Source organism: Marinitoga sp. 1197 (assembly GCF_001021165.1).
GTDB lineage: Bacteria > Thermotogota > Thermotogae > Petrotogales > Petrotogaceae > Marinitoga.
Genome location: NZ_AZAY01000042.1, coordinates 1 through 15,910 on the forward strand (window position 1 = coordinate 1; position 15,910 = coordinate 15,910).

Annotated in this window: 20 protein-coding genes; 14 read left to right on the plus strand and 6 right to left on the minus strand. The window is 25.5% G+C overall.

The genetic code is table 11. The features are described from left to right. Window positions 1-479 precede the first annotated feature (479 nt). Both X275_RS11835 and X275_RS11840 read right to left on the minus strand, forming a co-directional pair. Entirely contained in the window at window positions 480-611 is a 132-nt protein-coding gene (locus X275_RS11835; protein WP_255350040.1) for a hypothetical protein, read from the minus strand. Between the two features lie 104 nt (window positions 612-715). Continuing rightward, entirely contained in the window at window positions 716-838 is a 123-nt protein-coding gene (locus tag X275_RS11840; protein ID WP_255350041.1) for a hypothetical protein, read from the minus strand. A 152-nt stretch (window positions 839-990) separates the two neighbouring features. Between X275_RS11840 and X275_RS09195 the strand changes: the two genes are divergently transcribed. The 10 genes from X275_RS09195 (at window position 991) to X275_RS09240 (ending at window position 10,554) form a co-directional block, all read left to right on the plus strand. Further along, a complete protein-coding gene (locus X275_RS09195) occupies window positions 991-1,962 on the plus strand; it encodes an NAD-dependent 4,6-dehydratase LegB (protein WP_047268534.1) in 972 nt (323 codons plus the stop codon). An 11-nt stretch (window positions 1,963-1,973) separates the two neighbouring features. Continuing rightward, window positions 1,974-3,134 carry a LegC family aminotransferase gene (locus X275_RS09200; RefSeq protein WP_047268535.1) on the plus strand — a complete coding sequence of 387 codons (1,161 nt, stop codon included), beginning with the start codon at window positions 1,974-1,976 and terminating at the stop codon, window positions 3,132-3,134. A gap of 78 nt (window positions 3,135-3,212) precedes the next feature. Then, window positions 3,213-4,199 carry an ATP-grasp domain-containing protein gene (locus X275_RS09205; RefSeq protein ID WP_047268536.1) on the plus strand — a complete coding sequence of 329 codons (987 nt, stop codon included), beginning with the start codon at window positions 3,213-3,215 and terminating at the stop codon, window positions 4,197-4,199. Between the two features lie 11 nt (window positions 4,200-4,210). After that, on the plus strand, window positions 4,211-4,825 hold the full coding sequence (locus X275_RS11185; RefSeq protein ID WP_255350042.1) for an HAD family hydrolase: 615 nt from the start codon (window positions 4,211-4,213) through the stop codon (window positions 4,823-4,825). 13 nt (window positions 4,826-4,838) lie between these two features. Further along, window positions 4,839-6,005, plus strand: a complete 1,167-nt coding sequence (neuC, locus tag X275_RS09215; RefSeq protein WP_047268546.1) for a UDP-N-acetylglucosamine 2-epimerase — start codon at window positions 4,839-4,841, stop codon at window positions 6,003-6,005. A gap of 13 nt (window positions 6,006-6,018) precedes the next feature. Beyond that, the gene (gene neuB / locus X275_RS09220) at window positions 6,019-7,044 is read left to right on the plus strand and encodes an N-acetylneuraminate synthase (protein WP_047268537.1); all 1,026 of its coding nucleotides are present in this window, start codon (window positions 6,019-6,021) and stop codon (window positions 7,042-7,044) included. Between the two features lies 1 nt (window position 7,045). Continuing rightward, on the plus strand, window positions 7,046-7,765 hold the full coding sequence (locus X275_RS09225; protein ID WP_047268538.1) for an acylneuraminate cytidylyltransferase family protein: 720 nt from the start codon (window positions 7,046-7,048) through the stop codon (window positions 7,763-7,765). Next, entirely contained in the window at window positions 7,743-8,783 is a 1,041-nt protein-coding gene (locus X275_RS09230) for a sugar phosphate nucleotidyltransferase (protein ID WP_047268539.1), read from the plus strand. The genes X275_RS09225 and X275_RS09230 overlap by 23 nt, the downstream gene beginning before the upstream one ends. A gap of 6 nt (window positions 8,784-8,789) precedes the next feature. After that, entirely contained in the window at window positions 8,790-10,238 is a 1,449-nt protein-coding gene (locus tag X275_RS09235) for a lipopolysaccharide biosynthesis protein (RefSeq protein ID WP_052913817.1), read from the plus strand. Window positions 10,239-10,281: 43 nt separating this feature from the next. Next, entirely contained in the window at window positions 10,282-10,554 is a 273-nt protein-coding gene (locus tag X275_RS09240; protein WP_047268540.1) for a hypothetical protein, read from the plus strand. Between the two features lie 101 nt (window positions 10,555-10,655). Here X275_RS09240 and X275_RS09245 read toward each other — a convergent pair whose 3' ends face one another. The 4 genes from X275_RS09245 to X275_RS09260 form a co-directional block, all read right to left on the minus strand. Further along, window positions 10,656-10,871 carry a hypothetical protein gene (locus X275_RS09245; protein WP_047268541.1) on the minus strand — a complete coding sequence of 72 codons (216 nt, stop codon included), beginning with the start codon at window positions 10,869-10,871 and terminating at the stop codon, window positions 10,656-10,658. 156 nt (window positions 10,872-11,027) lie between these two features. Next, window positions 11,028-11,246 (minus strand): hypothetical protein, encoded by a 219-nt coding sequence (locus tag X275_RS09250; RefSeq protein ID WP_047266214.1) that lies wholly within the window; start codon window positions 11,244-11,246, stop codon window positions 11,028-11,030. Between the two features lie 327 nt (window positions 11,247-11,573). Then, complete coding sequence (locus X275_RS09255; protein ID WP_047268542.1) at window positions 11,574-11,786, minus strand: DUF2922 domain-containing protein; 213 nt, start codon at window positions 11,784-11,786, stop codon at window positions 11,574-11,576. A 16-nt stretch (window positions 11,787-11,802) separates the two neighbouring features. Next, on the minus strand, window positions 11,803-12,018 hold the full coding sequence (locus X275_RS09260) for a DUF1659 domain-containing protein (RefSeq protein WP_047268543.1): 216 nt from the start codon (window positions 12,016-12,018) through the stop codon (window positions 11,803-11,805). A 481-nt stretch (window positions 12,019-12,499) separates the two neighbouring features. On the opposite strand from X275_RS09260, the gene X275_RS09265 reads away from it, so the two are divergent. From X275_RS09265 to X275_RS09275, 4 genes are all read left to right on the plus strand, one after another. Next, window positions 12,500-13,288, plus strand: a complete 789-nt coding sequence (locus X275_RS09265) for a hypothetical protein (protein WP_047268544.1) — start codon at window positions 12,500-12,502, stop codon at window positions 13,286-13,288. A gap of 77 nt (window positions 13,289-13,365) precedes the next feature. Further along, entirely contained in the window at window positions 13,366-13,512 is a 147-nt protein-coding gene (locus X275_RS11570; protein WP_156168770.1) for a hypothetical protein, read from the plus strand. A gap of 77 nt (window positions 13,513-13,589) precedes the next feature. Further along, the gene (locus X275_RS09270; RefSeq protein ID WP_052913819.1) at window positions 13,590-15,008 is read left to right on the plus strand and encodes an SIR2 family protein; all 1,419 of its coding nucleotides are present in this window, start codon (window positions 13,590-13,592) and stop codon (window positions 15,006-15,008) included. Next, on the plus strand, window positions 15,001-15,885 hold the full coding sequence (locus X275_RS09275; RefSeq protein ID WP_052913822.1) for a helicase HerA domain-containing protein: 885 nt from the start codon (window positions 15,001-15,003) through the stop codon (window positions 15,883-15,885). Before X275_RS09270 ends, X275_RS09275 begins: the two co-directional genes overlap by 8 nt. Window positions 15,886-15,910: the final 25 nt, after the last annotated feature.

The window sequence follows — 15,910 nt, forward strand, 5'->3', positions numbered from 1 at the left end:
TTTCTACATTGAATCAAGGAGTGCCTTTTTTATTTCTTACTAATTGGACACCCTATAAAGAAGAATAAGCATTAAAGTTGTTAGAAAAAAGAAACATTGCTTTAAATGGTCTTTTTTTAGTTAAATTTAGGCTGTCCACTGCTTTGAAGTAAGAGCATATTTTTCCTACTATAACGATTAACAACAAAAAAACAATCTTGATTTAAAATAGAAAGTGCTACGTTTAATCTTATAACGATTAAGCATATAATTTAAAGAAACACCATAAGTTTTTTTAGTTTGAAAACAAACTAAAAAATTATAAAGATATATTTATTAAAACAAATAAAAAAATCAAAATATCATGATGCAAAGCATCATGTAATAATCGACAAATCACCAATAAAAGTTACTTTCTTTGCTGTTGTCGTTTTTTTTTCAAAAAATTAATTTCATCCTCTTGCATTTTAATAAGAAGTTCTTTTTCAAGAAGAAGACAATCATAACGATTGTTCATAATATTTAAGTTTTTTCTCTAAAGCAGCAGAATCATTAGTATTATTTGAATTAGATTTAATAATACCAGCAGATTCGTAAATAATTGGAGGAACTTTAGAAATATCAGAAATCATAGAACTAGGACGACCTTTTTTTGAATGAAACACATTATCGTCATAATTAGAATCTTTATATTTTTTAACCCATTTTTATCGAAGATAAAAAATATTTTATATAATCAAAATTTTAACCTATTTCTATTTTGCAAAGCAAAATATGTAAGAGTTAATGAATCATCAGAAAGATATTCTTTAACGACAGACAACTTAAATTCAGGTTCATAATTAGTTCGTTTTCTCATTAAAAAACACCCCTTTCTTTTTTTCAATTTTATGATATCACTTTCTTATTTTTTGTCCAAATCTTGTAAGGGGTGAATACGATTTTATATTGTCAAAATAGAGAAAATTATATCAAATTTTTAAAAGATGAAATAAGAATTGAGGTGAAAAAATGAAAGTATTAGTAACAGGAGCAGAAGGATTTATAGGTTTCCATTTAACAGAAATGCTTGTTGAAAGAGGATATAATGTAAAAGCATTTGTAAGATATAATTTTCAAAATAATTGGGGTTGGCTTGAAAATTCAAAATATAAAAACGATATTGAAATATATACAGGTGATATAAGAGATTATGATAGTGTGTATGATGCAATGAAAGATGTAGATATAGTTTTTCATTTAGCAGCATTAATTGGAATACCATATTCATATATTTCTCCTCTTGCATATATAAAAACTAATACAGAAGGAACATATAATATATTAGAAGCAGCAAGAAAATTAAACGTGCAAAGAGTAATACATACCTCAACAAGTGAAATATACGGAACAGCACAATATGTTCCAATAGACGAAAAACACCCATATAACCCTCAATCACCATATGCAGCTTCAAAAGCTGCAGCGGATCATTTAGCTTTAAGCTATTATAGATCATTTGAATTGCCGGTAACAATAATAAGACCGTTTAATACATACGGGCCAAGACAATCAGCAAGAGCTATAATACCTACAATAATCTCACAAATACTTGCGGGTAAAAATCAAATAAAATTAGGAAATTTAACACCAACAAGAGATTTAAATTATGTAAAAGACACAGCAAATGGATTTATAACAGTTGGCTTACATGAAAAAACTATTGGAGATATATATAATCTTGGAACAGGAAAAGAAATATCAATAGGGGATTTAGCCAAAAAAATAATAAAATTAACTGGAAAAAATGTTGAAATAGTAACAGATAAACAACGGCTAAGACCATTAAAATCCGAAGTTGAAAGACTATTATCAAATCCAGAAAAGGCAATGAAATTAACGGGATGGAAACCTCAATACACACTGGATGAAGGATTAAAAGAAACAATAGAATGGATAAAAGAAAATATGCAATATTTTAAAGTTGATATATATAACGTTTAGAAGGTGAAGGCATGAAATATATACCATTGTCAATACCAAATTTCATTGGAAAAGAAAAAGAATATGTATTAGATGCTGTTGAGTCCACGTGGGTGTCTACAGGTGGATCATACATAATAAGATTTGAAGAAGAAATATCAAAATATTTAAATATTGAAAAAGCAGTTGCAGTTCAGAGTGGGACAGCAGGTCTTCATCTTGGATTAAAATTATTAGGGGTTAACCCAGGAGATGAAGTAATAGTTCCAACCTTAACATTTATAGCTGCAGTAAATCCTGTAAAATATTTATGTGCTGAACCTATATTCATGGATTGTGATGATTCATTAAATATAGATATTAACAAATTAGAGGAATTTTTAAAAAATAACTGCGAATTAACAAAAGAAGGATTAAAAAACAAAAATACAGGTAGGATAATAAAAGCAATAGTTGTTGTGCACATATTTGGAAATATGGCTGATATGGAAAGTTTGATGAATATAGCTGAAAAATATAATTTAAAAGTAATAGAAGATGCAACAGAAGCTTTAGGAACAAAATATACAGAAGGAAAATATAATGGGAAATTTGCTGGAACAATAGGAAATATAGGAGTATATTCATTTAATGGAAATAAAATAATAACCACCGGTGGAGGAGGAATGCTCGTTGCCAGAGATATAAAAATTGCAGAAAAAGCGAAGTACTTATCCACCCAATCAAAGGATGATTCATTATATTATATACATAATGAAATAGGATACAATTATAGAATGACAAATTTACAGGCTGCACTTGGAGTTGCTCAACTTGAACAATTAGAAAAGTTTATTGAAATAAAAACAAAAAATTATAAATTATATAAAGAATTGATTTCAGAAATAGATGGTTTGAGATTATTGAATTTCGGGCAAAACACAAGACCTAATTATTGGTTTTATTCACTATTCATAGAAAATGATAAAATATCCAGAGATGAATTATTAAAAAAATTAAAAGAAAAAGGGATAGAAACAAGACCTATATGGTATCTAAATCATTTGCAAAAGCCATTTGAAAAAAATTATGCTTATAAAATAAAAAAAGCAAAATATTATTGGGAAAAAGTATTAAATATTCCATGTAGTACAAATTTAACAGAAGAAGATGTTAAATTTGTTGTTGAAAAGATAAAAAAATCTATAATTTGAAAAATTTACAAGTCTTTTTTATTAATTTATAATATAAGATAAATCTAATCCAATATTGATATGAAAGAGGGAATGAGTATGAAAATATTATTTACTTCACCCGGGAGAAGGGTTGAGCTAATAGCGCTCTTTAAAAAAGAATTATCTAAATATAGTAATAATTTCAAAATTTATGGAGCTGACTATGATGAACTATCCCCTGCTTTATATTTTGTAGATAAAGCGTTTAAATTGCCGTATGAAATAAATGAAAAGTATGTTTTTAAAGTTTTAAAAATTGCAAAATCCGAAGATATTTCTATTATTATACCTTTAATTGATCCAGAATTAAAATATTTTTCTAAATATAGAAATTTATTTGAAAAAGAAAATATTTTTGTGATGATTTCTAAAGAAGAAAGTATAAACGTTTCAATAGATAAATGGGAAACGTTTTTATGGGCTCAGAAATCTGGTATAAGAGTTCCATTTACTTATAAAGTATCAAACTTATTACTTAAGAAAAATATAAAATTTCCAATAATATTAAAACCAAGAACTGGATCAGCATCTAAAGGAATATTTAAATGCAAGGGAAAATCAGACTTAAAAAAAATATTTAACTCTCTCAGTGATCAATATATTGTTCAAGAATATATTGATGGAGACGAAATAACGGTAGATATTTTTGGTACTGAAGAAGGAGTTTTAATTTTTGAATCTCAAAGAAAGCGTTTAAAAGTAAGAGGAGGAGAAATTGAGAGGGGAGTTACACAAAAAGACAAAAAATTAACGGAAATAATAAAAATTCTTGTTAAGAATTTCAAACCTAATGGTGTAATAAATGTACAATTTATAAAAAATAAAAAAGATGGAAATTATTATCTTATAGAAATAAATGCCAGATTTGGTGGGGGATATCCGTTATCTCATTTTGCTGGTGCCAATTATATAGAATTACTATTGAATATGTTTTATAAAAAAGATCTTAAATTTAATGAAAATAATTATATTGAAAATTTGTTTTTAATGAGATATGATAATGCATTATATAAAAGAAAAGAGGAGTTGATAGAATTAGATTAAAAGGAATTAGTATAGATTTAGATAATACATTATTCGACCAGAAAGAGTATGAATTTCAAATGTTTGAATTAATATCTCATGAAGTAGAAAAAAAATATAAAATTTTCTCTACTATATATAAAAATAAATTAATTGAATTATTTCTGAATAAAATGCAATATAAAATTTTTGATAAAGCATTTATTGAGATAAAAGGTAAAATTCCGGAGGATTGGGAATTGTTCGTAAAAAATGTTGTTTTGAAAATATATAGAAATGGAAAAGTTAATATACATTTATGGGAGGAAGCTATTCGTGTATTAAATATATTGAAGGGAAATAATGTATTGTTGGCATTAATTACAAATGGAAATTTGGAAGTGCAAAAAAACAAAATAAAATTATTAAAAATAGAAAATGTATTTGATAGAATCTATATTTCGGATTCTTATAAGCCTCCCGAAAGAAAACCTTCTACAAGAATGTTTGAAGATTTCCTTGGTGAATTTAATTTAAATTCTAATGAAGTAATTCATATAGGTGATGATGAAAAATTAGATGGAGCGGCTTTAAAAGTAAATATAAGTTTCTATAAAATAAATTCAAAATATGATTGGAATAAATTTTTGTATAAATATAAAATATAAGGGTGGAATAAAAATGAAAAAAGTATGTATTTTTACAGGTACAAGAGCTGAATATGGCTTATTGTGGCCATTAATGAAAATTATAAAAGAGAATAAAGAACATGAGTTGCAAATAATAGTTTCTGGTATGCATCTCTCTCCTGAATTTGGGTTAACGTATAAAGAGATAGAAAAAGATAGTTTTAATATAAATGAAAAAATAGAAATATTATTATCAAGTGATAGCGCTATTGGAATAAACAAGTCCATAGGATTGGGTTTAATAAGTTTTTCAGAATCTTTGAAAAGATTAAATCCAGATGTTCTAGTAATTTTAGGAGATAGATTTGAAGCATTGGCTATTGCGATTTCTGCATATATAATGAAAATTCCAATTGTTCATTTGTACGGTGGTGAAAAAACCGAAGGAGCAATTGATGAAGGAATAAGGCACTCAATAACAAAAATGAGTTATCTACACTTTACTTCAACAGAAGAATATAGAAAACGAGTTATACAATTAGGAGAGTCTCCCGAAAGAGTATTTAACGTTGGGGCAATAGGATTAGATAATATAAAAGGGTTAAAATTATTAAAAAAAGAAGAGTTGGAGAAAGAATTAGAATTCAAATTTGGAGAAAAAAATATATTATTTACATATCACCCAGCTACTTTAAATAAAAACAAATTAGATAATGAATTAAAAGAAATTTTTGATACTTTAGAAAAATTGATAAATAGTGGTTATAGGGTAATAATAACAAAAAGCAATGCTGATGAAGGTGGAAGGAAAATAAATAAATATATTGATAAATTTTCTTTAAAATATTCTGATAAAGTATTAGCAGTAACTAATCTTGGAACATTAAAATATTTATCAACAATGAGATATGTTGATTTGATAATGGGGAATTCTTCCAGCGGTATTGTTGAAGCACCATCTTTTAAAATTCCAACAATAAATATAGGAGAAAGACAAAATGGCAGGGTAAAGGGAAATAGTATAATAGATGTAAAGCCGTCAAAAAAGGAAATATTAAAAGCGATAAAAATAGCTGAAAATTTAGATAAAGAAACTATTATAAATCCATATGACCAAGGAGGGGCGGCAAAAAAGATATATAATATAATAAAAGATTATATAAAAAACAAAAAACTAAAAATAAAAAAAGAATTCTTCGATATCAATTTTTTAATTTGAAAGAAGGGATAAAATGATAAAAAATGGAGTTTATATAATAGCTGAAGCTGGTGTAAATCATAATGGAGATATTAATATCGCATACAAATTAATTAATGCTGCTGCTGAAGCAAAAGCAGATGCTATAAAATTTCAAACTTTTAAAGCAAATAAAGTAGCATCAATTTTTGCTAAAATGGCATCTTACCAAAAAAACAATTTAAAAAAACAAATGAGACAAATTGATATGATAAGAGAATTTGAATTGAATTTTGAAGATTTTATAAAATTAAAAAAATATTGTGATGAAAAAGGTATTGAATTTTTATCTTCGCCCTTTGACCATGAAAGTATCGATTTTTTAGAAGAATTAATACCATATTATAAAATTCCATCTGGTGAAATCATAAATTATCCATATTTAAAACAAATAGCAGAAAAAAACAAACCAATAATAATGTCAACAGGTATGGCAACATTAGGTGAAGTGGAAAAAGCTTTGGACATTATATATAGTGTGAATAAAAATTCAGAAATATATCTTTTGCATTGTACGACAAATTATCCAACACCTTATGAGGAAGTTAATTTGAAAGCAATGCTCACACTGAAAGAAGCTTTTAAATTACCTGTTGGTTATTCCGATCATACCTTAGGAATCGAAGTGCCTGTTGCGGCTGTAGCTATGGGAGCGCAAATTATAGAAAAACATTTTACTTTAGATAAAAACTTACGAGGACCAGATCATAAAGCATCATTAGAACCAGATGAATTGGAAGCAATGGTGAAAGCTATAAGAAATATAGAAAAAGCATTAGGTAATGGAATAAAAAAACCAAATAAAAGCGAAATAGAAATAAAAAAAGTAGTAAGAAAAAAATTGGTAGCAAAAAGAAATATAAAAGTGGGAGAAATTTTGAAGATTGAAGATATTGAAATAAAAAGAACAAATGAAGGATTAGAACCTGAATTTTTAGATATAATAATAGGCAAAAAATTAATTAAAGAAATAAACGAAGATGAAGGTTTTACATGGAATCATTTTATGGAGGAAAAATAATATGTATAGGGATAAAAAATTTTTAGCAATAATACCAGCAAGAGGTGGATCAAAAGGAATAAAAGATAAGAATATAATTAATTTAAAAAATAAACCATTAATAAGCTATACTATAGAAGCTGCAAAAAAAAGCGACGTGTTTGATGAAATTATGGTTACAACAGATTCTAAAAAAATTGCAGAAGTAGCAAAAAAATATGGAGCAAGTGTACCTTTTTTAAGACCAGTTGAATTATCAACAGATACAGCAAACAGTATAGATGTAATAATTCATACTTTAAATTATTACATAAATAAAAATATAAACTTTGATTATTTTATATTATTACAACCCACATCTCCATTAAGAAAAGCAGAAGATATTTTAAGTGCAGTTAAATTATTGTTTGAAAAAAATGCAAATTCAATTGTTAGTATATGTGAAGTAGAACATTCACCATTATTTAGCAACACACTTCCAGAAGATTTAAATCTTTCAAAATTCATTAGAGAAGAAGTAAAAAACAAGAGACGGCAAGACTTACCGAAATATTATAGAATAAATGGTGCAATTTATATTTCAAAAGTAGATTATTTTTTAAAAGTAAAAGATTTTTATAGCGAAAAAAGTTATGCATATATAATGCCAGCAGATAGATCAATAGATATTGACAATTATCTAGATTTAAAGTTAGCAGAACTGTTATTGGAGGAAATTTATGAAGATAAAAGAAATAAATGATTTTGTTTTAATAACAAAAGAAATTTCATTAGAAAAAATAATTGATAATTTAAATGAATCTCCATACAAAATCCTGTTTGTTTTGGAAAACAATAAGTTGATAGGAACAATTACTGATGGAGATATTAGAAGACATATATACAATTCAAAAAATACTAATATATCCAAATTAAAAGCGTATGATTTAATGAATAAAAAATTCAAATATATACTTGAAAAAGAATATAAAGGATTATCATATAATGATATTTTAAAATATAATGTAGAATATTTGCCAGTGTTAAATGATAATATGGAAATAAGAAAAGTTTTAAAAATACCAATAAATTTTCAAGAGTTATCAAAATTAAAGACTAAAGTATTAATAATGGCTGGAGGAAAAGGAACGAGGTTATATCCCTTAACAAAAGTTATTCCCAAACCGTTAGTTCCATATAGAGATAAAACGATTATTGAAAAGATAATGGAACAATTTTTAAATTCAGGTTTTGATGAGTTTATATTGAGTGTAAATTATAAAAAAGACCTAATAAAAAATTATTTTTCTGAATTAAAATATAATATTGAATACATAGAAGAAAAAGATTTTCTTGGAACAGCAGGCAGTATAGCTTATCTTAGATTGTATAACATGAAAAGACCGTTTTTTGTAGCAAATTGTGATGTTTTGTTGAATATAAATTTTTCAGAAGTATTGGAATATCATTTAAAAGAAAAAGCAGATATAACAATAATTTCTGCAAGGGAGAATATTGATATAGCATATGGTGTTTTAAAATTTGATGAAAAAAATAATTATATAAAAATAGAAGAGAAACCAAATTATGAATTTAATGTTAATACGGGTATATATGTATTAAATCCAGGAATAATTGAACTAATAAAATTAGATGAAAAAATAGATATGCCACAACTATTGAAAAGAGCAAGTGAAAATAATAAAAGAATTAAAGTATATAAGTCAGAAGAAAAGATGATTGATGTAGGACAATGGGAATATTATAAAAAATTGTTGTAATAATGTGTGGTGATAAAAATAGACCAAATAATAAAAAAAATAAAAAATAGCCCAACTATAAAATCAGGAATATGGTATACAATAACAGATTTTTTATTAAAAGGAATGGCATTTATAACCATTCCTATTTTTACGAGATTACTAACAGTTGAAGAATACGGTATAGTGTCAGTATATACAACATTTGTTGGAATATTTATGATTATTACAGGATTGGATATACATGCATCAATAGGAACAGGTATTAATGATTTTAAAGAAAAGAAGAAAGAGTTTTTATCCTCGACTTTATTTTTATCATTAATAAGTTTTATAATACAATTCTTTTTTATATGGTTATTTAAAAACCAAACTTCAAAAATTTTCAATATTGATTCAATTGTCCTGATATTGGCAGTAACTTCAGGATATTTAGCATTTATATTTACTTTTTATACATCAATAAAAATATTTGAAAAAGATTATAAAAAGAAATCATTGTTAAGCTTAACAAATGCCTTATTAAATGTAGTATTGTCAATATGGTTATTATTGATAATAGAAAATAATAAATATCTTGGAAGAATATATGGAGATATAATTTCAAAAATAATATTATCATCAATATTATTTTTGGTAATAATAATTAAAGGAAAAAAATTGATATGGTTAAAAGCATGGAAATATTCATTATTAATTGGAGTTCCTTTAATATTACATAATTTATCAGGTATAATTTTATCTCAATTTGATAGATTGGCTATACAAAAAATAATAGGATCAGAAAAAGTAGGGTTATATAGTTATGCATATACATTAGGAATGATTCCGTTAATAATATTAGGAGCAACAAATCTTGCATGGGTACCCTGGTTTTATGATAAGATGTTTGAAAGTAAGAAAAATGATATAAATATTAAATCAAAGTATTATAATGAATTTTATATTATAATATTATCATTAATATTAATACTTACGCCAGAGTTAGGGTTAATAATGGCTCCAAAAATTTATAACACTTCTTTAATAATAATACCAATAATAATAGTATCATATTATATGCAATTTTTATCTACAATATATGTAAACTTTGCATTTTTTTATAAAAAAACGGGATCAATTTCATTAGGAACTTTATTAGCAGGAGTAATAAACATTGTTTTAAATATATTATTAATACCGAAATTTGGATATGAAATAGCAGCAATAACAACATTAATATCCTATTTTTTTCTTTTATTTTTTCATGCTTTAAATGTAAGATATAATTTAAAAGATAAAACAATATCAGCAAGATATATGTTTGGTTGGGCCTTTTTAATAATTGTTTTGGGCATTTCACAATATTTAATAGCAAAATATTTTGGAATGTTTTCTTTTATTGAAAGACTTTCGAGAATTTTAATTTTTGGTGTTTTGGGTATTGCTGTTGGAATAAAATTATATAAGAAGTTAAAACATCATTTGAATAAATAAACTATATATGAAGGTTCAATTAATCTTTTCCTGAGGATTACAGATGAGAAACATAATGTTTAATGTATTTAGTGATGGAGAAAAAAGAAAGGCTTATGTTATGGATTATTCTGAGAATAATAAAGGCAATAGATGGTATAGCGAAGAAGAAGCAAGGAAAATTTTCAAAGATAAAGAGATTTTAATAAATAAATATACAGGAATTTTTGGTAAAGAGAATGTGAAGTTTAATTTTTCTGGAGGGCTAAAAGCATTTTTAGCAGGTGAAAGTATTTCGTGTGAAATGATTAATGAAGTATTAGAAGGTAAGATTTAATATAATTTTTTGGAATTAATTTCTTGCTAAGAAGTAAGATTCATTTGATTTCACAATAAAATTTTGATATAATAAAAGCCAGTGCTTTCGCACTGGCTTAGTTAGACCTCCTCAAAATCCGTTTTTTTGATTTCAGCCATTTTAATTAATTGATCATAGACAAAAAACAAATCTTTTTCTCTATAAAATCGCATGCCTCTTGTTTCTAAATTTCCTGTTACTGGCTGGATTCTGAGAAATTTTACAATGTTTCTTAAAACATCCGCTTCATGAAAATCATACTTCCTGCAAAAGTACGGGATTGTGATTAACCCCATGATTACCATCCCCCTTTTGTTTTTTGGATTATGTGAATATTTTTATAGTATTTTAACCTACAGAACTTTTATCATACTATTACATTATACTACAAAATAGTGTTAAAGTAAAGGTTTTGATTTTAAGTTTTAATAAAACGTTTTTGAATAATATGTTTAATTTTCTTCAATTTCGTCTTTTATTTCTTCGAATTTTTCATCAATTTCTGCTGATAATAATTGGATTTGTTTGTTTAATTCTTTGTTGAAATTTTCTTGTAATTCTTTTAGTTCTTTTATTTTTTCTTCTGTTTTATCTTCTTTTGAAATTTCTGTTAACATTTTGAAGAATTGGTCCATTATGTTTAATAATAATATTTTTAAGAAGTCCCACATGGTCTCACCTCCGGTGTTACACGCCTACGGCGGGTATTGGATAAAGAATTTAATTGTACACGGTTCAAAAAGTACAAATGAAACGAAGACTCGAAGATTGCCCTCGAAAATTATAAATGAAAGCCGGCAAAATTACATGGATGTAATTTTGAGCGAAACAATACACGATGTATTGTTTGAGCGACGGCTGAGAATGAATAATTTTTGAGGAAATGCAATCGAGCTGTTTGAGTGAATTTGATTTTTTGAACTGTATTTAGATTTGAAAACATAAAAATTAAAATTTTTCATAATTTAATTTAAAACCGGGGTTACCCCCGGTTTTTGTTACTGAATTAAATCAAAGAGTTCATTGGTTGTTGTATCAACAATTGTTGCATTATCTTTTTCATATCCAACTGGAACAAATACTCCAACAAATGAATCCATTGCATTTTGTACTTCTGTGTCTGTTAAATCTGCTCTTGGGTCATTTAAATATATTGTTTTTCTTTTTCCATCTGCACTATTTACAAAAGACATTCTAAGTTTTTTTGCCATCAGAACTCACCTCCTATTAAGCCTGTAATTCATAATTTTCAATTTTTTCAATTTCGAGCAATGATTTTTCACACAATGAAGCAAAGTTGTTAGCAGCAGTGTATATTTGATCATCAGTTGCTCCAGCAATAATTTTGAATGATTTTCTTTTTACAATTTGTTTTCCTTCTGCATCCACTCCGTAATCAAAAGAGATTCTTGCTTTGTCACCTAAACTAATTTTAGTTGCCATAGTCTCACCTCCAGTGGGGATTAGGATTTTTAGTTTTTGATTTTAATAAAAGCAATACAAAGAAAAAGTTTTACTTTTTCACAACTGACAAACGAGTTTGTCGTTGTTACTCACCTTCGGTATTACACGCTTACAGCGGATATAGGATTAAAAGTTTTAATTTTAAAGAAATCATAAAAAATAAAACATTAAAAAATACTTCGTATTTTTTCTCTGTCAGCGCTGACGATTGTAGTATATCTTATTGTTCTTGCATGTGAATAGTTGAGTAATAATTTGCAAATGAAGTTACTGAAGGGTAACATGGAAAAATTTCATTGTGAAAAAGTTAAATTTTTAATATATAAGGTGATATATTAATTAAATTATAAAAAAAGTAAAGAAATTATATTTTGTAAAAAAAACAGTACAAAAATGGTATAATTATATTGTAATCTCTCTAAAATAAAAAATAATATTATAAGAATATGGGGGTTTTAGGATGGGAAAAAATTTTAAAAATGAAAGTTTGATAATTAATAAAATAGATGAAATAGAAAAAAATCTTCAGGAACTTGAAGAGATTATTAAAAAAGAAGAGTTTAATCCACCTGAAGATATTGTTCCTATCCCTAAAAAAATAAAATTTCCAAGAGGTTATTTCAGAAAAATAGATACTATTTATTCTAAATATAAATTGGATTTATTTGATGATAAAAATTTAGCAAGAAATGTTGCATATGCAATTCAATATACTGATTTTCTTAATTATATACTTAATCGAACAAATTTTGGAAATGATGGTTTATCGATTGGAAGTATTTTTAGAAAAAATGCCATTATAAGTGTAACTACAGTAATAGAGGCTTATCTCTCTGCAATGCTGGAAAAAGTGGTTAATAATTGTTATTCCAATTGCAAAAATTTCTCAAGTTGTAATTCCAATATTGCAATTTCAATAAAAAATAAAAAAGGGTTAAATAAGAAGGCTAATAAAATTAGGAAAAAAGAAGGGTTTCCTCTTTTTAAAGAATGTATGGATTTTTTATTAGATGCGAATTTAATAGATGAAAATTTTTATAATGTTCTTGATAGATTGCGTGATTATAGGAATCATATACATATTCAATATGTTGAAAAGAATAAAAAAGTAAGAATTCGTGATTTTGGTGGAAATGCATATAATATAAAAATATATAATGAAGCAATTAATTCTTTAAGAAGATTACCAAAAATTTTTCAAACACTTAGAAATGAAATTTCTAAGTGTAAATATAAGGAAGGTCGTTGAATGGATTTAATCATCAAAAGTAGACATCGAAAAGTTACCAAGGAGTTTTTTTGAAATAAAAAAATAAAAGGGTGATAATGATAAGAATTTTTCATTCTGTTGGACAGGGAGCATTTTATACCGAACATTTTGGAAATCATGTAATAGTATATGATTGTAGCTCTCAAAATGAAGAAGTTATTAAAAAAAATTTTGGAAACTTTGAGGAAAATGCTTCAAAATAACGCAATACCATTGATTATTACAGAAGATCCTGTTGTTTCAAAAGTGATAATGGAAATAATATAAGAGGTGGATATTTATGGAATATATTTATGATACGAAAGATTGTTCTATTAAATTTACTAGTAATGAATTAAAAGAAATTTTTGAAATTGATAGTGAAAATTCTCCTAACGTTTCTGATTTATCTTCTGAATTAGTTGAATATATTGAGAAATATGGACTTGAGGAGAAATTGGTAAATAAAGTGTTTTTAGATAAAAGTTATTTTAGTTTTAAAGAAAAAGAAAGCAAAGCTGATGATAAAAAGATATATTATGAAATAGATTTGGATAAATTAAGGGAGATTTTCAAGAGAAAAACTGAGTCTATAAGAAATGACATAATATCAAAATTTTTATTAAGCGAAAATTTGAATTTTTTAATAGGAAATGGTTGTTCTAGATATGCTGGTTCTGAAACGATTAATGAAAAAAGTAATAACAACTTAATCAAAATATTAGAGGATAATGAAAATGATGAAGGTGATTCTGAAATAAAAGAAGCGGTGAAGAAATTAAAAAACAAAAGACCTGAAGAAGTACTTGATAATTTATTGCAGATTAGAAACTATTATAGAATAATTAAAGAAGAGAAAGATGTCTCTGATGAAGTAGATAATCTCATAAAAGATTATAAAAAACAATTTATAAAAGATTATGTTGAAACTATAGATTATCAAAAAAATGCATATCATAAAATGTTTTTAAAAAGAATAGTTTCAAGAGAAGGGCATTTGAATAGAGCAAATATTTTTACGCTGAATTATGATTTATTAATTGAAAAAAGTGCAGAGGAGTTAGGAATCATAGTTAATAATGGTTTTCATGGTTTTACCATAAGAAAGTTCAATCCTTCCTTTTATAATTTGAATTATTATTTAAAAAACTCTGACGGAATCAAAACTTTTAATACATCAGTAAATTTATTTAAGTTACATGGTTCTCTTACATGGATAGAAGATGAAATGGCTGCACCTTATGGCATTGTTGAAAGACAACCTCTATTCAAAAATGGAAAGTTAAATATAGAAAAAACTGATTATATAATTTATCCAATTCAAACGAAAATAAAACAATCTTTAGATTTACCATATAGCGAATTATTTAGAGCATTTGTAAATTATATAAATAGAAAAAATTCTACATTAATAGTTATGGGATACAGTTTTTTGGATGTTCATGTTAATGATATAATTGCTAATGCATTATCGAATCCAGATTTTAACCTTGTAGTGTTTTCTTATGCTAAAAAAGGAGATAAAAATATACCAGAATTCTTAGAGAAGTTATTTGATTTAAGTCGTGAAGATTCAAGAATTACTATTTTTAGTGGTCCAATATTAGGTAGGTTTGAGTATATTGTTGAGTATTTGATTCCATATTATACAGAAAATAATTTTGAAGAGATTTTTATTAATACACTAAAGAAATTAAAAGAAGGAGATAAAAATGCTTGATATAGCTGTAGAAATAGGGAAAATTGTTGAGATATCAGGTATGAAAATTTTAGTGGAAGTTACAGAAAATTCTAAAATAAATAAACTACAGAATAACTATGGAAATAGTATTTTTCCCATTTCTCTAAATAAATTAGTATTTTCAAAATTACCAAATAACAAAAAAATTATAGGTAGAATAATAAAGATTTCAGATAAAAATCTTTTTAAAGGAAATACTTTGGAGCATTATGATAAAAATAAGTATATTTTAGAAATCCTTTTAATGGGAATATATGATGAATATATAAATAGCTTTGATACAGGAATAAATACATTTCCACTTATTGGAACTAAGGTGTATTCTTTGCCCGAAAAGCTAGAAAAGGAACTATTTTCCAAGAAAACAAAAAATTATCTTGAAATAGGTAATAGTTTTAATAATTCTTCTGTAACTGTTAAATGTGATCCAGATATTCTATTTGGAAAGCATTTAGGAGTATTTGGAAATACAGGAACAGGAAAAACATGTACTATAGTTTCGATTATTCAAGGATTAAAAAAAGGAAGATTAAATGTTAAAGATAATAATAAAAACATTTCACCTAAAATAATAATATTTGATTCTAATAATGAATATGAAAATGCATTTAAAGGCAATAATTTTAAAATTAGAAAAATTTCTAAAGAAGAAATAAAGTTACCACATTATTATTTAAGTTATACAGAATATTATAAATTTTTGGATGCAAGTCCTGGTGTGCAAGCCCCTGTTTTGAAAGAGGCTATAGAAAATTTGAGAAAAAAAACAAATGAAGGAAAATCTTTTTATTTTGAAAAAATATCTAATGAAATTGATGAAATAACAAAGAATAGCGGCTTGACCCCCGAAGATTAGACAAAAAATAAGAAAAACTCATTTT